This is a genomic window from Zobellia russellii (assembly GCF_018728565.1).
GTDB classification, from domain to species: domain Bacteria; phylum Bacteroidota; class Bacteroidia; order Flavobacteriales; family Flavobacteriaceae; genus Zobellia; species Zobellia russellii.
This window is the reverse complement of record NZ_JACSOI010000011.1, coordinates 63,556-87,814: the sequence shown is the minus strand read 5'-3', so window position 1 is coordinate 87,814 and position 24,259 is coordinate 63,556. Positions and strand designations below refer to the sequence as shown.

Genomic DNA, 24,259 nt, shown 5'->3' with positions numbered 1-24,259 from the left:
TATAGCTGTTTTTATTGTTTATAGGTAGTTGTATTAGTAACTTATACTTGGATAAACGCTTAATGAATATGTTTATGAGCCTTGTAGGACGACCTTACCAAGGCACCACTTTCAACATGTCTAAAACCCATTTCCAGACCAATTTCCTCATATTTTTTAAATTGTTCCGGAAGGATAAACTCTTTTACGGGCAGGTGTTTTTTAGAAGGTTGTAAGTATTGTCCAATAGTAACTACGTCTACGTTGGCTTCACGCAAGTCTCTCATAGTTTCAATTACTTCTTCTTCAAGTTCTCCCAAGCCCAGCATAATACCAGATTTGGTGCGGTTTACACCGTTGGCGCGTAAATAACGGAGTGCTTCAAGACTACGTTCATATTTGGCCTGTATCCGTACCTCTCGGGTAAGTCTTTTAACGGTTTCCATGTTATGGGATACCACTTCTGGTCCCACTTCAATTATACGGTCTAAATGTCTTTCTATGCCTTGAAAATCGGGAATTAAGGTTTCTAAAGTCGTATTTGGGTTCATTCTTCTAATGGCCTTTACCGTCTCGGCCCAAATTATAGATCCCATATCTTTTAGGTCATCTCTATCTACAGAAGTGATGACCGCATGTTTTATTCCCATTATTTTAATAGAACGAGCTACTTTTTCGGGTTCTGCCCAATCAACCGTATCAGGTCTGCCGGTCTGAACCCCGCAAAAGCCACATGACCTGGTACAAACATTACCAAGAATCATAAATGTAGCCGTTCCTTCTCCCCAACATTCCCCCATATTAGGGCAGCTGCCGGACGTACAGATAGTGTGAAGGTCGTACTTATCCACTAGTCCCCTAAGTTGAGTATACTTTTTACCCGTAGGAAGCTTAACTCTCAGCCATTTTGGCTTTCCTTTAGGTGGGATAACGTTATTTATGGTATCTGTGCTCATAATTTGATGCAATTTTATACAAATATACGATTTAGCCGTGCAGCACCTATGTTAATGGACTGTTTTTGCTTTGGTGTAATTTCTAATTATCTGGTAATTAATACAATATCCTTCTTAGTTGAAAGAATACAGCTTTCAGGATTAAAATGGATTAGGATAGGGGTGAGGAGGTTATTTTTTTTGGATAATCTCGGCCAACAGCTTTTTGGCCCTTAGAAGCTTAACCTTAACATTGTTTACAGGTTCGTTAAGTTCTTGTGCAATATCTGCGTAACTTAACTCTTTAAAATACCTAAGGTTAATAACCTCTTGGTAGTGCGGTTTAAGTTTTTTTATATGCAAAAGAAGGCTGGCCAGATTTTGTTCCCGTATTAACTGGTCCTCGCCAGATGGGGTATCATCCAATACTTTCTTGACCGCGTCCTGATTGCCATCCGTTTCTAAGCTTTTCTTGCGCTTTCGAATAAGGTCTACGTGTATATTTTTTGAAATGGTGATAAGCCAAGTTTTGAACTCATACTCGCTTTTATACGTGTTGAGTTTGTCAAAAGCTTTAGAAAAAGTTTGTACGGTAATATCTTCTGCGTCATTCTCGTTTTCTGTGCGTTTGAGCTGAAAGCCGTATACACTGTTCCAATAGGTGTCCAACAATGTACTGTAAGCTATTTGGCTGCCCGAAAGAGCTTTTTTTATTGTTACTTGTACGTTGTCATCGGCTTTGGCCAAAAGAGAATAATTTGAGAATGAAAGTTTTAAATTGAGGATTGAAGGTTTGTATTGTCTTCGTTTCTACAATCTTGTTCGCTAGGCAATTTGCCGCACATGCCGCATGCTTGGCCGTCTTGATTTAAATAAGGACTTTGACTTGCACAAGTGCCTGCAAATTTCCCATCTTTTTTAGCCCAGATTTTAATGGCTATTCCTGCAAATCCCAAAGCTAATAACCCGATGGTCAATAAAATGAGTTTCATAAAGATTATTTTGGGACAAAGATATAAAAATAAGCCCCGAAATGGAAGTTTCGAGGCTTAATGATATCTTAAATGAGCAATTGCTTAGTATGCAATATTCGCTACAATATTTTCAACGGTAGGGCTTTGGTTCCCTCCTTGAGGTTCAATGGTAATATAACTAATGGCATCCTCTGCATAGGGTAATGCCAATAGTTTTTCTTGACTATTAGCTTCCTTTATAATACCAAGGTTTACCATTTCGCCGTTAACCTCGGCCCACATTTGGTAGCACTGGTCTTTTGGCAAATGAGGTAGCTTGCTTACATTAATATAAGAAAGTCTCTTTACTGGGTTTATATACGCCACGGCCTTTAGTTCTTTGGCTTTTCTATTGCCCTTAACATTCACCTTTTTTGTTTCTGGGTTCTGAAGAACAATAAATTGGTTTCTTACATCTTCCAGTTGAGCACGCATTGTTTCTTCTAAATCGTCAATTTTATTATTAACGATAGAGTTCTCTTCTTCTAGGCTTTGATTTTTGTCCCAGAAGAAATAGGATGCGCCCGCAGAAACCAATACTGCAAAACTAGCGGCAACCGCCATACGGTAAAAGTTTCTTTTGAAATTGGATTCTTTGTTAATGCTCTTAAGAATTCTCTTTTTAAGGTCTTCTGGAGCTTTAACGGCATACAGTTTTGCATACGTTTCCAGGTTGTCTTGCAACTCTTCGTAGGTTTCCCGAACTTCTGGGTACATAGACAAGTAGCGTTCTACCTGCAATGTTTCTTCGGTTGTAGTAGTGCCTAAAAGATAGCTTTCCAATAAATCGGAATCTAAAAATGATTTTATCTTTTCTTTCATGGTATTAGGATATCAGGTTTAATGATAACACCAACAGTAACGTAGGGCCATATATTTTTTTGAGTTCCCTGAGCCCGATTTTAAGTCTAGATTTGATAGTTCCCAGCGGAATATTAAGCTCATCGCTCGCTTCCTGTTGTGTCATACCCTCAAAAAACAGGGCGTCTAACACAATTTGGTATTTGGTTTCTATCTTATCCAGATTCTCACGGACGTCCATAAACTCTGGTCTTGTACTGTTGACGCCTAAATTATATACGTCAGAAACATCAATTTGGATTTCCTTATCACTTTTTGTATTGACACTTCTTAATTTATCTATAGCCGTATTACGTGTTATACGAAATAACCACGTAAATAGTTTGGCTTTAGAGGAATCGTAAGAGTCTGATTTTTTCCAAATTTTTATGAAACTTTCCTGTAGGACATCCTGTGCCAATTCCTCATCGCGAACTACCTTATTGGCTACCCCCAAAAGCGTATCGCCGTAATGTTCGTACAACAGTGAAATAGCTTTTTCATCTCTTTCCTGAAGTAGTTCTACAATGTGCTTTTCAAGTAGTGTACTCATGTTTTATTTCCGGTCACGAAAAAAAATGAATGTTTGGGCATCCAATTTAGTTGGTAGTACCGTATATGTTTAAACGCTAATTTATAAAATTGATTTTTATATAGGCGTATGCAAAAATATTAATAATATAAATGTGCACTTGGTAACTGCACATTTAATTTTTGGTTAGTTTGGTTTGGTATAGCCCCCAAGATTTTCTTTGGGGGTTATTTATTTTATGATATTTACTTCCGGCGCTATTTCAATACCGAATTTTTTCTTTACTTCATCAATTATTCTAAAGGCCAAATCCAAAATTTCCTGACCTGTAGCGTTTTCATGATTAACTAGTACCAATGCTTGATTTTTGTGTACCCCGGCATCTCCAAACCTTTTTCCTTTAAAACCACACTGTTCAATAAGCCAACCGGCTGGTATCTTGTAACTGTTATCCGTTACTTTATAGGATGGGGCCTCTGGGTTGGTAGCAATAAATTGGGTGTATTCTTCTAAATTAATCACCGGATTTTTGAAAAAGCTACCGCTGTTACCCAAAACTGCCGGATCGGGCAATTTACTTTGTCTAATAGCTATAACAGCATTTGAGATGTCTTTTATTGTTGGGGTTGGAATACCCATTTTTTCAAGTTCGGATTCAATGGCGCCATAAGAAGTGTTCTTCTTGTGGTTGGTTTTGCTTAATTGAAACGTAACCGAGGTGATAATATATTTTCCCTTTCCTTCATTTTTGAAAAAAGAGTCGCGATAACCAAATTTACAGTCTTCTTTTGAAAAAGTCTTTAGGGTTTGAGTTTCAATATGCATGGCTTCGCAGGAAACAAAACAGTCTTTTAGTTCAACGCCGTAGGCACCAATATTCTGAATAGGTGCCGTACCCGTGTTACCGGGAATAAGAGACATGTTTTCTAATCCGCCATAGCCATTGGCTAACGTCCATAACACCATCTGGTGCCAATTTTCGCCGGCCATTACTTTAAGAAGAACATAATCGTCCTTTTCTTTTAGAATCTCTTTGCCTTTTAGGTTTATATGTAGTACCAATGCATCAATATCATTGGTGATTAACATATTACTTCCGCCGCTAAGAACAAATTTATTTGGGTATTCATCAAGTTGGAGCGCTTCTTTTAGGTCTTCCAAACTATTGATTTCAACAAAGAACCGTGCCTTGGCATCTATTCCAAAGGTATTGTAGGGCTTAAGGGATATATCTTTTTTAACCTCCATTACGCTATATAACTTTTTAGCGCCTCCTTTAGTATGTTAACCGCTCTCTTTAAGTTGTCTTTGTCCAGAACATAGGCAATTCTTATCTGGTTCTTGCCATAACCTTCGGATGCATAAAACCCTGCGGCAGGTGCAACCATTACCGTTTCATTGTTCAGTCTAAAATCTTCTAATAACCATTGGGCAAAATCATCTGCATCTGTAATGGGTAATTCCGCAATGCAATAGAAAGCCCCTTGAGGTTTGCCTACTTTTATACCTTCAATTTTTTCAAGTTCTTCAATAAGCAAGTTTCTACGGCCTACATACTCTTTTTTTACATCGTCAAAATAGCTTTGCGGAGTTTCCAATGCGGCTTCACTGGCAATTTGAGCGTAGGTAGGGGGCGATAATCTTGCTTGGGCAAATTTTATGGCTGTCTTAATAACGTTCTTGTTTTTGGTAACCAAGCAACCTATACGTGCGCCGCACATACTATATCTTTTACTTACGGAATCGACTATTATAGCATGCTCTTCCAGTCCTTCTTCCTGTAAAATGGAGTAATGTTCTGCTCCGTCATAGGTGAACTCTCTATAGACTTCGTCGGCAATTAAGAAAAGGTCGTGCTTTTTAACTATTGCCGCCAATTTTTTAATTTCTTCCCTTGTGTATAAATATCCTGTAGGATTGCCAGGGTTGCAGATAAGGATAGCTTTGGTCTTGGGGGTAATTAACTTCTCGAATTCTTCAATGGCCGGAAGGGCAAAATTAGAATCGATATGGGATATAACAGGAACCACTTTAACCCCTGTAGCGGTAGCAAACCCGTTGTAATTGGCATAAAAAGGTTCAGGAATAATAATCTCATCCCCATTATCGGCAATACTGCCCATTGTAAAGGCCAAAGCTTCTGAGCCACCTGTAGTTACAATAATATCATTTGCCCCTACATGAATATCGTTTTTGGCATAATAGGCGGCAAGCTTTTCACGATATTCCTCAGACCCTTCGGTACGGCTGTATGCAATAACATCTAAGGTGTTGTTTTTTACGGCATCTAAAGCTACCTGAGGTGTTTTTATATCGGGTTGACCTATGTTAAGGTGAATTACATTAACGCCCTTCTTCTTAGCTTCTTCCGCATAAGGAACCAACTTTCTAATAGGCGATTCGGGCATGGAAAGCCCTTTTTGTGATACTACTGGCATATATAAGCAATTTTGCTGCAAAAATGAGGAAACCAAACGAGAAAACCATGCGCGTTGGGAAAACGTTTATTTGTCTTTTGTTAAAAAAGGGAAGGTGTATCTGAAAAAATCGTAAATTATAGAAGGAAATATGAAAAAAGTTGAACAAGCTGCGTCTACATATCATATTCTTTCTCATGTTGCTTTCTTCTTCGGTAATGGCACAGGGCTTCAGTTTGCCTGAAGGTCAAAAGTCCGAAAAGATTAAGTTTCAACTCATCAACAATCTTATTGTAGTGCCTATTGAAGTTAACGGAACGGAACTTTCTTTTTTGCTGGATTCCGGTGTAAGTTCACCCATACTGTTCAATATCTCCGAAACGGATTCGGTGCAAATAAACCATGTTTCTGAAATTACGATTAAAGGTTTTGGTGATAATGTTCCCATTAAAGCGCTGGTGTCCGAAAAAAATCAATTTCGCTTAAAAAATATATCCAACGAGAATCAGAAACTCTTTGTGGTAATGGATAAGAGCATAAATTTTTCTACTTCCTTGGGGATTCCTGTTCATGGTATTATAGGTTATGACCTTTTTAGGGATTTTGTTGTAGACGTCAATTACATTAAAAAGCATATCCGTTTCAGTAACCCGGATACTTATGTGTACCGGGAAAAGAAAAATACTGAAGTCTTACCACTGTCCATTAGGGCTAAAAAGGCCTATTTGAATTCCGAACTTTATTTAGGGGAGGAAGATGAACTTTCTGTAAGGCTCCTTTTGGATACCGGTAGTAGTGATGCCCTATGGCTTTTTGAAAGCGATTCTATAAACGTACCTGACAAACATTATGACGATTTTTTAGGAAAAGGCCTTAACGGTAATATTTATGGAAAACGAACCAAGGTTAATGGGTTAAGGATAGGCCGTTTTTTGTTGAATGATGCCAAGGCAGCTTTTCCAGATAAAAATTCTTTTAGAGAACTCACAAACTTGGTGGAGCGCAACGGTAGTTTGGGAGGTTCGGTTTTAAAAAGGTTTCATGTGGTCTTTGATTATCGCCGCAATCGAATAATTCTACGAAAGAACTCTAATTTTGATAAGCCGTTTAAATACAACTTATCCGGCCTAGATTTACAGCATAATGGTATACGTTATATTGCCGAAAGTATAGCGGATGACCGTGGTGTGGTTTATAGTGATAAAGCTGAATTTGGCAATGTGCAATTGCTTTTTGAAAACCAGACCAGACTTAGCGTTGCACCGGAAATAATAGTGAGTGCCATTAGGGCGGGTAGCCCGGCATATGAAGCCGGTTTAAAGGAAGGTGATGTTATTTTAGCGGTAAATGGCAAAAGAATTCACCGTTACAAGCTTCAGGATATCTTGGAGATGATCAACGAAAAGGAGGGTAAACGTATTAAGTTATTGATAGAGCGCTATAATTCCGACTTGCTTTTCACCTTTGTGCTTAAAAACATGCTAAAATAAAAAGACCCGGGCATAGCCGGGTCTTTTAGTTAATTTTCTAGGAAGTTTATTTGCCTTCGGAGGCCTTTACTTCACCTTTAATTTTTAGAACCTTTGTAGGTGTGTCCGCATTGGAAATAACGGTAATGGCCTTTCTAATAGGACCTACTCGGTTAGTATCATATTTTACTGAAATTTCGCCCGTTTTGCCTGGTAAAATAGGCTCTTCAGGTTTTTTAGGAATGGTGCAACCACAGCTAGAGCTTACTTTGCTTATGATCAAAGGCGCCTGGCCGGTATTTGTAAATTCAAAAACACGAACACCATCGGATCCTTTTTGAATTTCACCGTAATCAACGGTCTCGGATTTAAATTCGATTTTTGCCGCTTTGTCCTGTGCGGTTAGGGATAATCCCATTAGGCCTACAAATAATACGAGTACTATTTTTTTCATTTTGTTAAATTTAGGGAATCTCAAAAATAAATCTTTTCAGATGAACCTCCAAAATTCTTTTGTTATCTGTTAACGTTACTTATTTTTGTTTCGTATTTAAAACTAGGCAAAATTGCCATAAACTATATATAACGTAACTTCTTATTTCGGTCTTTATTGTTAGGACCGTCATTCCTTAGACAAAAACCGTTCCAAAATATGGATATCCCTTCTAAATATGAAGCCTTAAAAGCTGAAAGCCACTGGTATGACTACTGGATGGAGCACGACTACTTTTCATCTACGCCAGATGAAAGAGAGCCATATACTATTGTAATTCCTCCGCCAAACGTAACCGGAGTGTTGCATATGGGGCACATGCTCAATAATACCATACAAGATGTATTGATTAGGAGAGCGCGCTTAATGGGTAAAAATGCATGTTGGGTACCGGGAATGGACCATGCATCTATCGCTACCGAGGCTAAGGTGGTGGCCAAGTTAAAAGCAGAAGGTATAGACAAGGCGGATTTAAGCCGAGAAGAGTTCTTGAAACACGCCTGGGAGTGGACGGATGAATATGGTGGGGTCATTCTTGAGCAACTCAAAAAACTAGGTGCTTCCTGTGATTGGAACCGTACCAAGTTTACCATGGATGATGACATGTATAAATCTGTCATTAAAGTGTTTGTTGATTTGTTCAATAAAGGTTTGATTTACAGGGGGCACCGTATGGTGAACTGGGACCCGGAGGCGCAAACAACCCTATCTGATGAGGAAGTAATCTATGAGGAAAAACAAGGGTTACTTTATTATCTTTCGTACCCGATTGAAGGTTCCGAAGAAAGGGTAACCATTGCTACTACTAGGCCAGAGACTATTTTGGGAGATACGGCTATCTGCATTAATCCTAACGATGAACGCTATCGTCATTTAAAAGGAAAAAAAGTGGTTGTGCCTATTTCTGGTAGGGTGATACCTATTATAGAGGATGAGTATGTAGATATTGAATTTGGTACCGGATGTTTAAAAATTACTCCGGCCCACGATATCAATGATAAAGCCTTAGGTGAAAAGCACAATCTTGAAACCATAGATATCTTCAATGCCAATGCCACCTTAAATTCTTTTGGTCTGCATTACGAAGGTAAAGACCGTTTTGTGGTTCGGAAAGAAATTACCAAAGAGCTGGAAGAAAAAGGGTTTTTAGTAAAAAAGGAGAACTATGTAAACAAAGTAGGTACTTCTGAGCGTACCAAGGCCGTAATTGAACCACGTCTTAGCGATCAGTGGTTCTTGAAGATGGAAGAATTGGTTAAACCCGCTATTGATTCCGTGCTTAAAACGGAAGAAGTGAAGTTTTTTCCAAAGAAGTTTGAGAATACATACCGTCATTGGATGGAAAATATTCGCGACTGGAATATTTCGCGTCAATTGTGGTGGGGGCAACAAATACCCGCGTTTTACTTTGGTGACGGACAAGAAGATTTCGTTGTTGCGGAGACTAGAACGGATGCTCTTAAATTGGCACAAGAAAAGTCTGGAAATGCCAATTTGACAGAAGCAGACCTAAGACAGGATGAAGATGCGCTGGATACTTGGTTCTCTTCATGGTTATGGCCAATAAGTGTTTTTAACGGTATACTAGAGCCGGATAATAAAGAAGTCAACTATTATTATCCAACCAATGATTTGGTGACAGGTCCGGATATTATTTTCTTTTGGGTAGCCAGAATGATTATTTCGGGTTACGAATATCGTGATGAGCGACCCTTCCAAAATGTATATTTTACAGGGTTGGTACGTGATAAGCAGCGTAGAAAAATGTCTAAGTCGCTTGGAAATTCACCCGATGCACTTAAATTAATAGAAGATTATGGGGCAGATGGTGTTCGTGTAGGGCTTCTGTTGAGTTCCGCTGCGGGTAATGATTTGATGTTTGATGAAGATTTGTGTCAACAAGGAAAGAACTTCGCAAACAAGATATGGAACGGTTTCCGATTGTTGAAAGGCTGGGAAATTGCAGACTTGCCACAACCTGAAGCATCAAAATTGGGTATTGAATGGTACAAGGCCAAGTTCAATAAAACTTTGGCAGAGATTGAAGACCACTTTAGCAAATACCGTATTTCCGATGCTTTAATGGCCATTTATAAGTTGGTTTGGGACGATTATAGTTCTTGGTTGTTAGAAATCATTAAACCGGATTATCAAAAGCCAATTGATAGGATTACCTATGAGGCGGTAATAGATATTTTTGAACAAAACCTTAAGTTGTTGCACCCCTTTATGCCTTTCCTAACAGAAGAGGTTTGGCAGCACATTACGGAACGTACACCTGAGAATGCATTGGTAGTGGCGCAATGGCCAAAAATGCAAACAGTAGATGAGGCGTTGATAGAAAGTTTTGATATAGCTGCGGAAGTGGTATCCGGCGTTAGGAACATTAGGAAGGAAAAGAACATTCCAATGAAAGAGAGTTTGGAATTAATGGTTCTAAACGAAGGAAATTTAGCGAAAACTTGGGATGTGGTCATTGAAAAACTGACAAACGTAGCTGAGGTTTCCTATGTAGATGCTACGGTAGATGGGGCTTTGTCTTTTCGTGTAAAAAGTAACGAATATTTTGTTCCCATGAGCGGTGCAATTGATGTTGAGGCCGAAATCAAAAAGATTGAGGAAGAACTCAAATACACCAAAGGGTTCTTAAAATCTGTAGAAAAGAAGCTTTCCAACGAACGTTTTGTGAGCAACGCACCAGAAAAGGTTATTGCTATAGAACGCCAAAAGCAAGCAGATGCCGAAGCAAAGATTGAAACTTTAGAGAAAAGTTTGGCCAGTCTGGGTTAAGCTATGTAGTATCATAATTACAGCCGGTTATTCTAGAAGTAGGGTATCCGGCTGTTTTGTTTTAGCTGGGCTAAGGCTGTCATTGTCATAGAAGGAAAGTAATTTGTACTTGTCCGCAAAACGTCCTCCAATGTCTTCTTGGTTGGGAGTACGGACCAATACAGTATTCCATTTGCCTTCAACTCCAATGTAAAGCTCATTAAATTGCTGGTTTTTATCGATTTGAAAAATACAGTCTTCAACAATATCTAAGATTTCTTTTCTAAATTCGGCTTTCACCTTTTTAATATCCTTTATTTTTAAAAGTACCAAGAGTTTACTTTGGTTTTGTTTGGTAAAATAGGCAATGTTCTCGGTGTCTATTCCACTTACAATATCATAATCTACACAGGCTTTTAAAGAAGCGGAGATGGAGTCTCTTTCTTTGTGGACTAATTGGGACATCTTTTTTATATCGGCATCCAATAATTCTTTCCTAGGGTCTATTGGTGTCACTTTTGCTGATTCTCCAGAACGACTATAGACCCCATAAAGTGATATGGAAAATACAATTACGAAAAGTACGGTTATAACCAAGCACCCGCAGCCATGCCATAGTGGTCTTTTTACGGGATTCGTGCTGTTTTCTACTTTAAAACTTTTTAGCATTTGCGGTGTAAATTCTGCAAATGAAAAGCTCTTTTTGCAATGGCTACATTCGGCAATATGTTTTTTGAATAGGGGGAAGAGTGGGATCCAGAATACATGAAAGTACGTGCCGTAAGTGCTAACGGTAAAAGAATCTTGGGATTGGCAATAAGAACAAGTAGTTCTTTTTAAATGGCGTTCTTTTATTTTACTGGAGCGTGTTCCGAAAAAGAAAATCATAGGTTTGTTTTAAAGGTGTAGCGTGTGGTTGTAATAACCTGTGGTTATCAATTAACGACAAAGTTATGAGGTAAATTGTAGTTTATTCTCCCTGTATTCAGTGATTTATAACCCCTTTTCAGGCATAGGTCTATATTTTTTAAAATGAACATATATTCATTTTAATTGCTATATTAGTAATGTGAGAGTTAAAGATGATACCAAGGTCAATACGATTTTTGAGGCAACTACGCAGTTGACTTCCGAATTGGGGTTGAGTAATCTCACCATGTCATCCATAGCTAAAAGGGCAAAGATGGCATGCGGAACACTCTACATCTATTTTGATAGTAAAGAGCAACTATTGAACGCGCTTTACAAGCACTTACTGTTAAGTGGGACATTTTCTATGCTTCCGTCTATTCAGCATTTTCCTTTAAAAAAACAGTTCTCTGTAATTTGGTCAAATGTTCTTCAGTTCCGTGTTTCCAATAGTTCTGAGGTTGTTTTTATGCATCAGTTTAGATATTCGTCATTTGTTTCAGAGGAAACGAGCAAGCTGGACGAGCAATTTTTAAACTTTATCAGGGGGTTGCTCGATAGAGGAAAACAAGAATTGATTATTAAAGATATAGATAATGGTTTGCTGGTTCCGCTGTTGTATGGCTATGCCAATACTCTAGCAAGGCAATTGGTGTTAGATAGGACGGAATTAACCCAAGAGAAAATAGAACAATCGTTTCAGGTGTGTTGGGACGCTATTAAATCTTAAATTTTTAACATTTATAAGTGAACTAATATTCATTTATAAAACGTATATTGTAATGTCTTAACAGTGTAATTGACATCAAAAATTAGATTATAATAGCTCCATAGTCTTACTTGGATACTTATTATTTGAGATTGTCTAATCTGCTTAAGTCATTGGAGGCCCCACTGGTCATGATTCTTTTTTGTTCCCCCACTTTATGGCTTCGGGGTCCTTCTTTTACAGTTGATAATTTTTAGCGCTCGTCCGTTAAAAATTCAGTTTTCATGTTTATATTTAGGTAAAACCAGCATCACATGAAAAAACTAACATTTGTAACAGCTCTTTTGTCTATTTCCTATGTGACTTCGCAAGAAATTAAGACTGAAATTTTATCGCCGGAAATTCAAATTAAAACAGCAGTTCTACCGGCTCCTGAGGCAGATAAGGAGGCGGCCATGGTTTACGGGTACGACCCATCTGGAAATTTAGTGGTTTTGAGGGAAGGCACTAATAATTTAGTATGTATAGGAGATGACCCTACAAAAGAGGGTGTTAGTGTAGCCTGTTATTCCAAGGCGCTGGAACCGTTTATGAAGAGAGGACGGGAATTAACGGCGGAAGGAAAAAACACAAAAGAAAAAAGGAAAATTCAAGGCGCTGAGGTTGCAGCGGGTAAATGGCAGATGCCCATAGTGCCCAGTATGCTCTATATTTATTATGGCAGTGATGAGGCCTATGACAAACAGACTGGAGAATTGGGTGATGGACAGTATAGATATGTAATCTATACTCCCTTTGCTACAACAGAATCTACGGGGTTACCTTCAAAACCTCATGAAAAAGGTATGCCATGGCTTATGGACCCGGGTACTTTTAGAGCCCATATCATGGTAGGGCCGTTCAATTAACAACATACAGATGAAACCGTAAAGGGGTTCATTTTATTCGCGATTGTACAACCGATGAAATTTAAATACTAAATAGGTGGAAACGTATGCCCAAGCACTTTTGTACGCTATTCCCTTTTTTGTGGTGCTTTTGTTAGTTGAGATAGCTTATGGTCATTTTGTAAAAGATCAGAAGCATAAAGTAATGGATTCCGTTTCTAGTATTAGCTCAGGTTTTACCAATATCATTAAAGATACTTTGGGACTAGGGTTTATTCTGGTTACCTACCCTTTTTTGTTTGAACATTTGGCCCTGTTCAAAATGGAAAGTACTTGGGTTGTATGGTTGGTGGCTTTTATAGTTATTGACTTTGCGGGGTATTGGAACCATCGGCTTAATCATAAAATAAATTTTTTCTGGAATCAGCACGTTATTCATCATAGTAGTGAAGAGTTTAATTTGGCATGCGCTCTGCGTCAGTCCATTTCTAATTTAATAGGTTATTTTCCTTTGCTTTTGATTCCTGCGGCTATTGCAGGTGTTCCTAATGAGGTTATAGCAATTCTTGCACCCGTTCACCTCTTTGCGCAGTTTTGGTATCATACGCAACATATTGGTAAAATGGGGTGGGCCGAATACATTATTGTAACTCCTTCTCAGCATAGGGTGCACCATGCGATTAATCCGGAGTACATTGATAAAAACTTAGGGCAAATACTTTGCGTTTGGGATCGTTGGTTTGGTACTTTCCAGGAAGAATTAGATGATGTTCCCCCTCAGTTTGGAGTGTTGAAACCGGCCGGGACATGGAACCCCATACCTATTAATTTTCAGCATCTATGGCGATTGATACAAGATGCTTGGCATACCCAAAGTTATTATGATAAAGTCCGCATTTGGTTTATGCCAACGGGTTGGAGACCTGAGGATGTCAAAAAGAAATTTCCCATAGAGGGTATTGTGGATGTTTACGGGTTTACACGTTATGAAACACCGGCATCTACAGGGTTAAAACTGTATGCCGTATTTCAATTGATTGCTACTACCTTATTTTTATGGTTTATGTTTTATAATTTTTCTGAGATAGGGGTAAGTGGTCTCTTGCTGTTTGGATTTATAGTGTTTACGGGTATTTATGGATATACGACATTAATGGACCGTAAAAAGTATGCGGTTTATATAGAATTGTTTAGAGGGGTATTTGGGTTGTTGTTCATTCTATTCACGAAGGATTGGTTTGGGTTGAACGGTTATTTGAATTTTGGAAGCTGGCTGGTGGCCCTCTATTTTGTTGTTACCATTATTTCTGGATTTTATTTTACTTACTTTGAATCCGTGGTTTCTGAACAAAACACAATCGCTTAAATTTTTTTGAGAGGAAGACATGTTAAAAGGAAGGGTTATAAAGTGAATCTTGCTAAGTTTGTTAATCAAGAATTACATTATGAGACCTTATATATTAGCAGAAACGAATTGGGAAGCCCTGAAGGGCGAAAAGTTTGATTTGGCCATATTACCTTGGGGCGCTACAGAAGCCCACAATTATCATTTACCGTATGCTACTGATAACATTCAGGCAGACCACATGACGGCGGAAGCTGCCCGTATTGCATGGGAGCAAGGGGTAAAGCCTATTGTATTGCCTACACTTCCGTTCGGGGTAAATACGGGGCAGTCCGATATTTATTTGGATATAAACTTAAACCCCAGTACGCAGCTTGCTATTTTAACGGATATTGTAGAAGTGCTCAACAGGCAAGGTGTACATAAATTATTGATTTTTAATGGTCACGGCGGAAACAACTTTAAGCCCTTGGTTAGGGAGCTGGGGTACAAGTTTCCTGAAATGTTCATTAGCTTTTGCTTCTTTCCACAAGCGTTGAACAAGGATTTATATTTTGATGAAAAAGGTGACCATGCCGATGAAATGGAAACTAGTCTTATGCTTTATTTAAGACCCGATTTGGTTTCCTCTAAGGATAAATGGGGAGATGGCTCATCCAAACAATATAAGATTAAATCTTTCTCCGAAGGTTGGGCTTGGGCAGAGAGAAAATGGTCTAAAATTAGTGAGGATACCGGGGTGGGTAACCCGCATAGCGCTACTAAGGAAAAAGGCGAGCGTTTTTTTAAGGATGTAACCCAGAAAATAGGTGGTTTTATCTATGAGCTTTGTAAAGCTGATATTAATGATTTGTACAAGTAGAATAATAATCCCTAGGAAATGGAATAGGGGCGGGTGATTACTTTTTTTTCCGTACCTCTGCCTTAACGAGTTTTATGTATGCTTTCATAGCATCATCTCGTTTGATGTTTTTGGCTTGAATAAGGGCATTTGCTTTAAATGCATTGATCAGTGGCGTACTGCTTCCGGGATTACTATAGTTCTTATTAGCTATTTTGTAATAGGCGTAGAGCTTTAGCAGCAGGTCGGCAGGCAACGGATCGGTATAGTTGTTCATAAACTCTACCGCCTTATCGAAATCAGTATGTAATTTCTCCTTCTTCATTCTTCTTTAGAACAGCCGCAACACAAGTTTCAGCGCCAATAACTTTCTGGTTTAATTTAACGGTAATAGCACAATCCAAAGGTAGGAATAAATCTACCCTTGATCCAAATTTAATAAAACCAGCATCTTCGCCTTGCTGAACATTGTCTCCTTCTTCCGCATAATTTACAATACGTCTGGCTAGAGCGCCTGCAATCTGTCTATAGAGAATATCCCCGAATTTAGGGGTACGGATAACCACTGTAGTTCTTTCGTTCTCCGTACTGGATTTAGGGTGCCAGGCTACTAAATATTTACCTGGGTGATATTTTGAATATTTTACGGTTCCACTAGCGGGGTAACGGGTTACGTGTACATTGGTAGGGGACATGAAAATAGAAACTTGCATGCGTTTTTCCTTAAAGAATTCGGTTTCTTCAACTTCTTCAATAACCACTACTTTCCCATCTACGGGAGCTAATATTTCATCAAAGTTTTTTGCGGCCCTACGAGTTGGGTTTCTAAAAAACTGTAGTATCAAAATTAAAAATATAACAGCAATCAACTGAATGCCCATGCGTAGCCAAGGTATTTCAATGGCGTATTGAGAACCTAGTATAACTACGGCAACTATAAAAAAGGTGGTCAGAATAATTTTTTGACCCTCTCTATGAAACATGGGCGAATATTTTTAAGGTTAAGAACGCAAACGGTGCTGCAAATATTAAACTATCTAGGCGATCTAGCATTCCGCCATGGCCGGGTAAAATAGCACCACTATCTTTTACGCCCGCCGTTCTTTTAAATTTTGACTCTATTAAATCACCTAAATTGCCCGCTACAACTATTACAACGGCTAGAATAACCCATTGTGGCGGATTTAATATAGGTTCATACTTAGCCATAAAATAAGCCGTTCCAACGGCAAAAATCAAACCACCAAGAGCACCTTCAACAGTTTTCTTGGGGGAAACCGCAGAAAACAATTTAGTACGCCCAAAGCTACGACCAACTATGTAAGCAAACGAATCGTTTACCCAAATTAAGATAAAAATACCTATAATTAGAAACTTGGCAAAGTCATTATTGGTATAAGGAATCATTGTTAGGAAAATGCATCCGCCTCCAACATAAAAAAGTCCTATTAAAAACTTTTGGGCGGTATTAAAGAGTTTCGTTCTTTTTGAGAAGAGATAAAACAGTAACATAAAGTTTACTGCCAGAGTGCACCCTAAAAGCACGTACACGAGTATCATGTCACTAACAAAATAGATAAACAACCACCATAGGATTAAGTATGCGGCATAAATGTGCAAGCCTTTTAAATCTACAAGTTTTTTGTATTCGTTGAGGCAGGCGAGCCCAAAAATCATGAATAAAAAATCAAAGGCATCTGAACTCAAAAAGACAGCGGACAACAATAAAAAGATGTAAACAGCTCCTGTAAGCGACCGTCTTAGAACTTCCTTCATGTTTTATAGGTCTTCCAAAAGTAAAAGATACAGGTTTTTAGAGCTGCTTCCGTAAGTTAGAAAATCATCTGAATTTCCTTCGTTGGCCTGAAAATGTTTTAATGTGGTAATGTTTGCAGGAATGTTATGGCCATACTTCTTTTTTATGGTCTTTAAGCCTTCCCCAATAGATTCAACTAGTTGGCTGGTAGTGGCAAAAACAATAACATTGTATGGTAATTCATTAAGCTTTTTGTCCATAAGTTGGTTGGAACACACCAAAATAGAACCGTTTTGGGCTATTAAGTGCTCACAGGTAGTAAAGAAAACTTCGCTATCCTTACTTTGGTCCGTAAAGCCAATATTTTCTTTGGAGAATTTCTTTTTGAGCGTTTCATTAATCACAAAGAAGGGGTGTTCCTGCCAACTATTCTCGTTAACGATATTTTTTACCGCTTGAGAAATCTCGGAAAACGAATCGCAGTAAAGAAATTTACCACCGTTTTGTTTAAAATGTATGGTAAATTTCTCGTCCACAGGAATGTTCAGATCGGGCATGTGTGCACCTCTGGTTTCCGCTGTTTCTTTGGAAACCTTCTTTTGCTTGCCGCCACCGAATAATTTGTCAAATAGCCCCATTTGCTCTTGTAAAACTCAATACGCGTTCTCTCTGATAAAAGAAAACGTTAAATATTCTTATTTATTTTCTTCTCCTTCTTCAGCTACTGTACCTTCGGAAGATAATAGGTCGTTAGAAATCTTTTCTTGCCCTTTTTCATCAAACTCTTCCCCAAAGGATCTTTTGCCAAATATTTTCTCTAAATCTTCTTTAAAAATCACTTCTTTTTCTAATAATCTTTCAGCAAGAATGGTAAGCTTATCCTTATTATCCGTCAATACCTGAATAGCTCTCTGGTATTGCTCTTCTATGATTTTAGAAATTTCTTCATCAATCTTTTTCGCAGTGTCTTCACTATAAGGTTTAGAAAAACCGTACGAATCCTGTCCTGAAGAATCATAATAGGTGATATTACCTATTTCATCATTAAGACCGTAGATGGTTACCATGGCTCTGGCTTGTTTGGTTACTTTTTCCAAATCGCTCAAAGCTCCGGTAGATATTTTGTTGAAGATAACTTTTTCAGCAGCTCTACCACCCATAGTAGCACACATTTCATCTAACATTTGTTCTGGCCGAACAATTAGACGTTCTTCCGGTAGATACCAGGCGGCACCTAAGGATTGTCCTCTTGGCACAATAGTAACTTTCACTAATGGAGCGGCATGCTCAAGCATCCAGCTTGTAGTAGCGTGTCCTGCTTCATGATAAGCAATAGTTTCTTTTTCTCCTGGAGTTATGATCTTGTTCTTTTTCTCTAATCCGCCAACAATTCTATCAACAGCATCTAAGAAATCTTGTTTTGAAACTGCCTTTTTCTCTTTTCTAGCTGCAATTAACGCCGCTTCGTTACAAACATTGGCAATGTCCGCACCTGAGAAACCGGGTGTTTGTCTGGCTAAAAATTCAAGGTCTAAGGCCTCGGAAGTTTTTATAGGTCTTAAGTGTACCTCAAAAATTTCTTTTCTTTCCCTGATGTCCGGTAGGTCTACATATATCTGTCTGTCAAAACGACCTGCACGCATTAAAGCTTTATCCAACACATCCGCACGGTTTGTGGCCGCTAAGACAATAACATTGGTGTTGGTTCCAAAACCGTCCATTTCGGTCAGTAATTGGTTAAGTGTGTTTTCGCGCTCATCGTTAGAGCCTGTGAAATTGTTTTTACCACGTGCACGACCAATAGCATCGATCTCATCAATAAATATAATGGCAGGCGATTTATCTTTGGCTTGTTTGAATAGGTCACGTACTCTAGATGCACCTACACCAACGAACATTTCAACAAAATCAGAACCGGATAGCGAGAAGAACGGTACTTTGGCTTCTCCTGCTACGGCTTTTGCCAAAAGGGTCTTACCTGTTCCCGGAGGGCCTACTAGCAAGGCTCCTTTAGGTATTTTACCACCCAATGAGGTGTATTTGTCCGGGTTTCTAAGGAATTCTACAATTTCTTCAACTTCCTCTTTAGCCCCTTCAAGACCAGCAACATCTTTAAACGAAGTTCTGGTGTCCGTTTTCTCATCAAAAAGTTTAGCTTTTGATTTGCCAATATTAAATATCTGACCTCCGGCACCGCCACCGCCACCGCCGGACATTCTGCGCATTAAATATATCCATATACCAATAATCAGAACAAAGGGTAATATGCCCAAAAGAAGGTCCATTAGATAGTTATTGTCTGTATCATAATCGACAATAGTATCTAAATTGTTTTCTTTCTTGATGTTCTTAATTTCGTTCTCAAAGTTCTGCAAATCACCGTAATCCAATACATATTGTGGCACAGCGCCTGTAGAAGGAAGGAAAGGTTTTTCGGCTACATCTTTGTGGACGTCCTTGGCCATAGCTTCTTCCGTAAGGAAAACTTTTGCTTGGCGTGTATTGGTAATGATCATTATTTCTTTGACATCACCATTTCTAAGGTACTCCTGTAATTCCGAAGTTGTAGTTTTTCTGGTGTTGGCCAAATTGCCACTACCTATAAATTGAAAACCTATTAAAAGAATTGCTATCAATCCATAGATCCACCACGAGCTGAACTTCGGTTTCTTGTTATTTGTATTATTATCTTTAGCCATTATTATTTTTTACTGATTCAAACTGCTACTACTTTCTATTTTGGTTACTTTGGCGTCTCCCCAAAGCCCTTCAATATCATAATATTCTCTAACTTGTCTTTGAAAAACGTGCACAACAACGTTAACGTAGTCCATTAATACCCATTCGGCATTGTCTTCGCCTTCTACGTGCCAAGGTTTGTCCTGAATGGTTTTACTAACGATTTTACGAATTGAACCTACTATAGCGTTTACGTGCGTATTTGAAGTACCATTACATATTATAAAGTAGTCGCAAACGGTGTTTTCTATATCTCTAAGATCAAGGAGATTTATATCTTGTCCCTTAACCTCTTCTATCCCCTGTAATATCAATGCAATTAGTTCATCTGCACTGGCTTTGCTTTTTTGCATTCAAAAATTTTAGTTTCTACAAAGTTATTATTTTTTTGTTCTTTTAGACCTAGTTTTTTATAATAGATACAATATATTCAAAATGAGCCTAGCATGAATATAATCAAACTTGATGCCACGGACTCTACAAACGCATATTTAAAGCGTTTGTTGTCTGATAGTAAACCAGCCGATTTTACAGTTGTTAGTGCCAAAAAACAGCAGAACGGAAAGGGGCAGATGGGTGCTAAGTGGGAATCTGATTCTGGTAAAAACCTTACCTTTAGTGTGTTAAGAACGGATTTGGCACTCCATCCCAATGATTATTTTCTTTTGAACATTTGTGTGTCATTGGCTGTTTACGACACGTTAAAGGCTTATCATGTACCTGATTTGGCCATAAAATGGCCCAACGACATTCTGTCAGGTACTTCAAAAATTTGCGGAATTCTCATTGAAAATATTCTTTCGGGAAAAGAGATAAATACCGCAATTATAGGAATAGGCCTAAATGTGAACCAAACCTTTTTTGGTGAGCTGGAGAATGCATCCTCATTAAAACTTATCTCAGGACGGAATTTTGATTTAGATGAATTGCTCTTAGAGGTAATCAAGAACCTTAAAGCTATTTTTTTAAGCTCAAGAACTGATAGAGCAACGAGCCTTTGGGAAACGTATGAGGCGGTCTTGTTTAGAAAAGACAAGCCCTCTACGTTCGAGAATAAAGAAAATGAGTTATTTATGGGTTTTATTCGCGGAGTTTCGCCCAAGGGGAAATTGCAAATAGCCCTAGAGGACAATGTGCTAAAAGAATTTGATATTAAAGAAGTAAAACTACGCTACTGATTAAATCTTGGTTAAGTTATCGGACAATGTTCCCATAAAGTTGGTAATGGGGTGCTTGATCATCATAGCCATCATTGCGTTAAACTGGCCTTCAAAACTTAAAGCTACTTTACTTTCGTTATCACTCACAGAAATAATATCTGCCGTTAGTGTAAAAGGTAACTTGTCACTTGCCGCTCCCAATACAATTTGGCTGTTAGGGGTTTGAGATTGGCGTTGTAGAACAATCTGCGGCATGCCTTTAAGGGCAAAAAGGAAACGATCCTCGTTAATAACCTCAAACTTATCAATGTTTTCGGGCATTAATTTTTCAAAGTTCTTGAGGTCTGTTAAGAATTCAAAAACTTCTTTATCTCCTTTTGCTATATCTTTTTGAGGGGTTTCTATGTGCATATCAATATTATTGTTGCCATTTAGATGGATTTTTTCTCCACTCTAATAAGGTATTTAATTGCTCTTCTTTAATGAAATGGGTCTCTGAGGCTTGCTCTATCAGGTGGTCGTAATCGCTAAGGGTGTTCAAAGAAATATTCTTTTCTTCAAAGTTGGTCTGGGCTACATCAAAACCATAGGTAAAGATAGCTAACATTCCTTTAACGTTAGCACCGGATTCCGTTAAAGCGTCTACAGCATTTAAGCTACTTTTTCCTGTACTGATCAAATCCTCGATTACCACTACCGTCTGGTTAGCTTCCAATTGCCCTTCAATCTGGTTTTTTCTACCGTGTGATTTGGGTTCAGGTCTTACGTAAATGAACGGAAGGCCAAGAAAATCAGCTACTAAGGCGCCTATTCCTATAGCTCCTGTGGCTACTCCGGCAATAATGTCCGGCTTGCCATAAAGCGTCTCTACCTGCTTTGCCATTTCTTCCCTAACAAAATTTCGGATGACAGGGTAGGAGAGGATTATTCTGTTGTCACAATATATTGGAGATTTCCAACCGGAAGCCCATGAGAAAGGATTTTCCGGTTTCAACTTAATTGCATTAATTTGCAATAGAAGTTCGGCCGTTTTTTTGGCGGTATTTTTGTCTAAAACCATGACGCAAATGTATAAAGTTTTTGTGAACGAATTGCCTTTGATCTTAACAAATAAGCTCTCAGAAACTGGCGGTGGCGAATATTTTTTGCTAAACGAAGATTCTATCCAAGAAGCCATAAAGGCATTGAGGAAGAAAAAATTGACCGAAGCTTACATCTATCATCCTAACCATGAGGATATTCTAAAGAAATTTACGCATAGAATTCCGTTAGTAGTTGCTGCTGGCGGCGTTGTTACAAATGATATGGGTGAGGTGTTGTTTATCTATAGAAACGACAAATGGGATCTGCCAAAAGGCAAACTGGACAAGGGTGAATCTATAGAAGCTTGTGCGCTAAGAGAGGTTATGGAAGAGACCGGGGTAAAAGATCTTAGAATTGAGAACTTTTTGAGAACTACCTATCATATATTCAGTAATAATGGCGTGTATACTCTAAAAGAGGTTCATTGGTACGCTATGAGAACCAGTTATACAGGTAAGCTTAAGCCAGAAAAGAAAGAGGGTATTGTAAAGGTAAAGTGGAAGGGCCCCAAAAAGATTCAGGAGGCACTACAAAATTCTTATAATAACATTAAAATTCTTTTTGGAGCATAATTTATTTCTTCAAAACTCTATACACGGGGTATTGTAAATGGGCCGCTTCGTAATGGTCCGAGTGTTTAAAAAGGTAGTCTAGTTGCGCATACCAATTAGTGTTGAAAACAGAATCGGTTGCTTTTTTGGACATGAAACTATCTTTTAAAACTTGATTTTCCTCTAATAACTTTATGGCTTCATCTTCAAAAACATAGGGTGAAAAGCCTTCTTTTTGCTGCAAAATAGAATCGAAAAAATTCCAATTGAAAAAAGAATCCTTTGTTTCTGGTTCCAAGGTTTCAATGATGTATCTAATACCTTCTTGATCCGTAGGAATTAAAACATCGCCCTGTTGAAACTTTATTTTGCTTGTTGAGATTGAAACCTGAGTGTCATAATGAGGGTAGTGACCTTCATAGGGGTAGTTCAGGGTTTTGTAACTATCTATTTTATAGGATTCCACGGCAAGCACGGTGTCTTTTTGTATGGTGTTGTAATGAATCTTGTTCAATTCTAAAAGTGAAAGAACTTTACGCCACCCTTTTTTTAGAATATAGGCCTCTGGAATTTCCACGGAATCAATAGGAGTATAAAAGTTTTGGTACGCAACTTTTTTGGTAAAAGGCTTTTCTCTGTTGTATTTTAATCGTGTGAGTCCGGTAACTTTACTGGTAAGGGTGTCTCCTTCGTATCCCTTAAAATCTAAGGTTGTAGTCTTAGTAGTGTCTATTTGCCATTGGGTAGGGTAGTGCGTCCAATCTTTATGTCTGTGCTTAGCTTCTCCCCTTAGTTGTTTTATTTCTTTATAATCGGTCTCTGCAAGATTTATCATTTGCGTCATGAGCTGGTAGGTGCCTTCAACTCTTTGTTTGTAGGGTTTTAGCATATGGGTTTCTACCATCATTCCAAAAGTGTTCCATAATGTTGTGTAACCTGTAGAGTATCTTGGGTAGTCCATGAATTGGGAAAAACCTTTTTCCGGAACTTGATTAAAAACATTAACATAAGGCGTAATGTCCCATTCTGAATCTCTAAGGGATTTTTCCAAGGACGGCATCATTTTATTATGGATATAGTTGCCTAATTCACCGCCTAATTTGTTATGTTGTGTAAATAAGTGGGTTAAAGTATATTGATAATCAGCCCCATTGCTAACATGGTTGTCGACAAATATATCCGGATTGACCATGTGGAAGATTTCAAAAAAAGTTCGGGCATTTTTGGTGTCACCTTTAATAAAATCCCTGTTTAGGTCATAGTTTAACGTATTTCCGCGAAAACCATAGGATTTTGGTCCGTTTTGGTTGGCACGTGTGGTGCTGTTTCTGTTTAAGGCTCCTCCAATATTATAAATGGGAATAGTTACCAATACCGTGTTCTTTGGGGCCGGAAGTTTACCGGTGGCCAAATCTCTGTATAGTAACATGGTAGCGTCTATTCCATCACTTTCTCCGGGGTGTATACCGTTATTGATGAAAAGTAAGGTTTTGTTATTGCTAATTTTCTGAAAATTAAAATCGCCGTCTGGGTTATAGGTGATAATATGTAGAGGATGGCCACTATCTGTATCACCAATGGTTTGCATATTTATTTCAGGAAACTCTTTGGCTAATCGAATGTAGAAGTCTATAGTTTCTAAATAGGTAGCCGTTTCGGAACCGTTACTGAGTTCAAAATGTGTTTTATAGTCGGCTGTTTTGTCCTGTTGTTCTGTTTCGCAAGAAAGAGAAAGTAATCCCAATACCAAAAGGGTGGCAGGTAGAAGAAAATAAGTAGTTGTAATTTTCCGTTGCATAAATCAAAAATAAGCAAAAACGAGTAAGCTTTTA

At 38.3% G+C, this 24,259-nt stretch carries 26 protein-coding genes; 8 read left to right on the top strand and 18 right to left on the bottom strand.

Going from position 1 to position 24,259, the window contains the following annotated elements; translation table 11 throughout:
• Window positions 1-59: 59 nt before the first annotated feature.
• The 7 genes from lipA to H9565_RS18955 all read right to left on the bottom strand — a co-directional run bounded on the left by lipA (window position 60) and on the right by H9565_RS18955 (window position 5,737).
• Window positions 60-935, bottom strand: coding sequence for a lipoyl synthase (gene lipA / locus H9565_RS18985; protein ID WP_215441948.1), 876 nt, complete (start codon window positions 933-935; stop codon window positions 60-62).
• Between the two features lie 171 nt (window positions 936-1,106).
• Complete coding sequence (locus H9565_RS18980; protein ID WP_215441947.1) at window positions 1,107-1,661, bottom strand: RNA polymerase sigma factor; 555 nt, start codon at window positions 1,659-1,661, stop codon at window positions 1,107-1,109.
• 26 nt (window positions 1,662-1,687) lie between these two features.
• Window positions 1,688-1,906 carry a membrane or secreted protein gene (locus tag H9565_RS18975; protein WP_215441946.1) on the bottom strand — a complete coding sequence of 73 codons (219 nt, stop codon included), beginning with the start codon at window positions 1,904-1,906 and terminating at the stop codon, window positions 1,688-1,690.
• Between the two features lie 84 nt (window positions 1,907-1,990).
• Window positions 1,991-2,749, bottom strand: a complete 759-nt coding sequence (locus H9565_RS18970) for an anti-sigma factor (protein ID WP_215441945.1) — start codon at window positions 2,747-2,749, stop codon at window positions 1,991-1,993.
• Between the two features lie 4 nt (window positions 2,750-2,753).
• A complete protein-coding gene (locus H9565_RS18965; RefSeq protein WP_215441944.1) occupies window positions 2,754-3,320 on the bottom strand; it encodes an RNA polymerase sigma factor in 567 nt (188 codons plus the stop codon).
• A gap of 210 nt (window positions 3,321-3,530) precedes the next feature.
• The gene (murB, locus tag H9565_RS18960) at window positions 3,531-4,547 is read right to left on the bottom strand and encodes a UDP-N-acetylmuramate dehydrogenase (RefSeq protein ID WP_215441943.1); all 1,017 of its coding nucleotides are present in this window, start codon (window positions 4,545-4,547) and stop codon (window positions 3,531-3,533) included.
• Window positions 4,547-5,737, bottom strand: a complete 1,191-nt coding sequence (locus H9565_RS18955) for a pyridoxal phosphate-dependent aminotransferase (RefSeq protein ID WP_215441942.1) — start codon at window positions 5,735-5,737, stop codon at window positions 4,547-4,549. The genes murB and H9565_RS18955 overlap by 1 nt, the downstream gene beginning before the upstream one ends.
• Window positions 5,738-5,877: 140 nt before the next feature.
• Here H9565_RS18955 and H9565_RS18950 point away from each other — a divergent pair, with 140 nt between their 5' ends.
• Window positions 5,878-7,206, top strand: a complete 1,329-nt coding sequence (locus tag H9565_RS18950) for a PDZ domain-containing protein (RefSeq protein WP_246560812.1) — start codon at window positions 5,878-5,880, stop codon at window positions 7,204-7,206.
• A gap of 46 nt (window positions 7,207-7,252) precedes the next feature.
• Here H9565_RS18950 and H9565_RS18945 read toward each other — a convergent pair whose 3' ends face one another.
• Window positions 7,253-7,639 carry a DUF1573 domain-containing protein gene (locus tag H9565_RS18945; RefSeq protein ID WP_215441941.1) on the bottom strand — a complete coding sequence of 129 codons (387 nt, stop codon included), beginning with the start codon at window positions 7,637-7,639 and terminating at the stop codon, window positions 7,253-7,255.
• Between the two features lie 198 nt (window positions 7,640-7,837).
• Between H9565_RS18945 and H9565_RS18940 the strand changes: the two genes are divergently transcribed.
• Window positions 7,838-10,468 carry a valine--tRNA ligase gene (locus H9565_RS18940; RefSeq protein WP_215441940.1) on the top strand — a complete coding sequence of 877 codons (2,631 nt, stop codon included), beginning with the start codon at window positions 7,838-7,840 and terminating at the stop codon, window positions 10,466-10,468.
• A 27-nt stretch (window positions 10,469-10,495) separates the two neighbouring features.
• On the opposite strand, the gene H9565_RS18935 is transcribed toward H9565_RS18940, so the two are convergent.
• The gene (locus H9565_RS18935) at window positions 10,496-11,335 is read right to left on the bottom strand and encodes a zinc ribbon domain-containing protein (protein WP_215441939.1); all 840 of its coding nucleotides are present in this window, start codon (window positions 11,333-11,335) and stop codon (window positions 10,496-10,498) included.
• A 181-nt stretch (window positions 11,336-11,516) separates the two neighbouring features.
• On the opposite strand from H9565_RS18935, the gene H9565_RS20305 reads away from it, so the two are divergent.
• From H9565_RS20305 to H9565_RS18915, 4 genes are all read left to right on the top strand, one after another.
• The gene (locus H9565_RS20305; protein ID WP_215441938.1) at window positions 11,517-12,086 is read left to right on the top strand and encodes a TetR/AcrR family transcriptional regulator; all 570 of its coding nucleotides are present in this window, start codon (window positions 11,517-11,519) and stop codon (window positions 12,084-12,086) included.
• Window positions 12,087-12,379: 293 nt separating this feature from the next.
• Entirely contained in the window at window positions 12,380-12,973 is a 594-nt protein-coding gene (locus tag H9565_RS18925; protein ID WP_215441937.1) for a hypothetical protein, read from the top strand.
• A gap of 76 nt (window positions 12,974-13,049) precedes the next feature.
• Window positions 13,050-14,318, top strand: coding sequence for a sterol desaturase family protein (locus H9565_RS18920; RefSeq protein ID WP_215441936.1), 1,269 nt, complete (start codon window positions 13,050-13,052; stop codon window positions 14,316-14,318).
• Between the two features lie 79 nt (window positions 14,319-14,397).
• Window positions 14,398-15,159: a creatininase family protein gene (locus H9565_RS18915; protein ID WP_215441935.1), complete on the top strand. Its 762-nt coding sequence runs from the start codon at window positions 14,398-14,400 to the stop codon at window positions 15,157-15,159.
• A 37-nt stretch (window positions 15,160-15,196) separates the two neighbouring features.
• On the opposite strand, the gene H9565_RS18910 is transcribed toward H9565_RS18915, so the two are convergent.
• The 6 genes from H9565_RS18910 to rsfS are packed head-to-tail and all read right to left on the bottom strand — an operon-like array spanning window position 15,197 to window position 19,986.
• Window positions 15,197-15,463: an acyl-CoA-binding protein gene (locus H9565_RS18910; RefSeq protein WP_215441934.1), complete on the bottom strand. Its 267-nt coding sequence runs from the start codon at window positions 15,461-15,463 to the stop codon at window positions 15,197-15,199.
• A complete protein-coding gene (locus H9565_RS18905; RefSeq protein WP_215441933.1) occupies window positions 15,438-16,121 on the bottom strand; it encodes a phosphatidylserine decarboxylase family protein in 684 nt (227 codons plus the stop codon). The genes H9565_RS18910 and H9565_RS18905 overlap by 26 nt, the downstream gene beginning before the upstream one ends.
• Window positions 16,111-16,914 (bottom strand): phosphatidate cytidylyltransferase, encoded by an 804-nt coding sequence (locus tag H9565_RS18900; protein ID WP_215441932.1) that lies wholly within the window; start codon window positions 16,912-16,914, stop codon window positions 16,111-16,113. Before H9565_RS18900 ends, H9565_RS18905 begins: the two co-directional genes overlap by 11 nt.
• Before the next feature lie 3 nt (window positions 16,915-16,917).
• A complete protein-coding gene (locus H9565_RS18895) occupies window positions 16,918-17,532 on the bottom strand; it encodes an LUD domain-containing protein (RefSeq protein ID WP_215441931.1) in 615 nt (204 codons plus the stop codon).
• A 57-nt stretch (window positions 17,533-17,589) separates the two neighbouring features.
• Window positions 17,590-19,593, bottom strand: coding sequence for an ATP-dependent zinc metalloprotease FtsH (gene ftsH, locus H9565_RS18890; protein WP_215441930.1), 2,004 nt, complete (start codon window positions 19,591-19,593; stop codon window positions 17,590-17,592).
• Between the two features lie 9 nt (window positions 19,594-19,602).
• Window positions 19,603-19,986 (bottom strand): ribosome silencing factor, encoded by a 384-nt coding sequence (gene rsfS / locus H9565_RS18885; RefSeq protein ID WP_215441929.1) that lies wholly within the window; start codon window positions 19,984-19,986, stop codon window positions 19,603-19,605.
• Between the two features lie 93 nt (window positions 19,987-20,079).
• Between rsfS and H9565_RS18880 the strand changes: the two genes are divergently transcribed.
• Window positions 20,080-20,811: a biotin--[acetyl-CoA-carboxylase] ligase gene (locus tag H9565_RS18880; protein ID WP_215441928.1), complete on the top strand. Its 732-nt coding sequence runs from the start codon at window positions 20,080-20,082 to the stop codon at window positions 20,809-20,811.
• On the opposite strand, the gene H9565_RS18875 is transcribed toward H9565_RS18880, so the two are convergent.
• Both H9565_RS18875 and pyrE read right to left on the bottom strand, forming a co-directional pair.
• Window positions 20,812-21,204: an SRPBCC family protein gene (locus tag H9565_RS18875; RefSeq protein WP_215441927.1), complete on the bottom strand. Its 393-nt coding sequence runs from the start codon at window positions 21,202-21,204 to the stop codon at window positions 20,812-20,814.
• A gap of 7 nt (window positions 21,205-21,211) precedes the next feature.
• Window positions 21,212-21,853: an orotate phosphoribosyltransferase gene (gene pyrE / locus H9565_RS18870; protein WP_215441926.1), complete on the bottom strand. Its 642-nt coding sequence runs from the start codon at window positions 21,851-21,853 to the stop codon at window positions 21,212-21,214.
• Between the two features lie 7 nt (window positions 21,854-21,860).
• Here pyrE and H9565_RS18865 point away from each other — a divergent pair, with 7 nt between their 5' ends.
• Window positions 21,861-22,448, top strand: coding sequence for an NUDIX hydrolase (locus tag H9565_RS18865; protein ID WP_215441925.1), 588 nt, complete (start codon window positions 21,861-21,863; stop codon window positions 22,446-22,448).
• Between the two features lies 1 nt (window position 22,449).
• Here H9565_RS18865 and H9565_RS18860 read toward each other — a convergent pair whose 3' ends face one another.
• On the bottom strand, window positions 22,450-24,225 hold the full coding sequence (locus H9565_RS18860) for a M14 family metallopeptidase (protein ID WP_215441924.1): 1,776 nt from the start codon (window positions 24,223-24,225) through the stop codon (window positions 22,450-22,452).
• Window positions 24,226-24,259 lie beyond the last annotated feature (34 nt).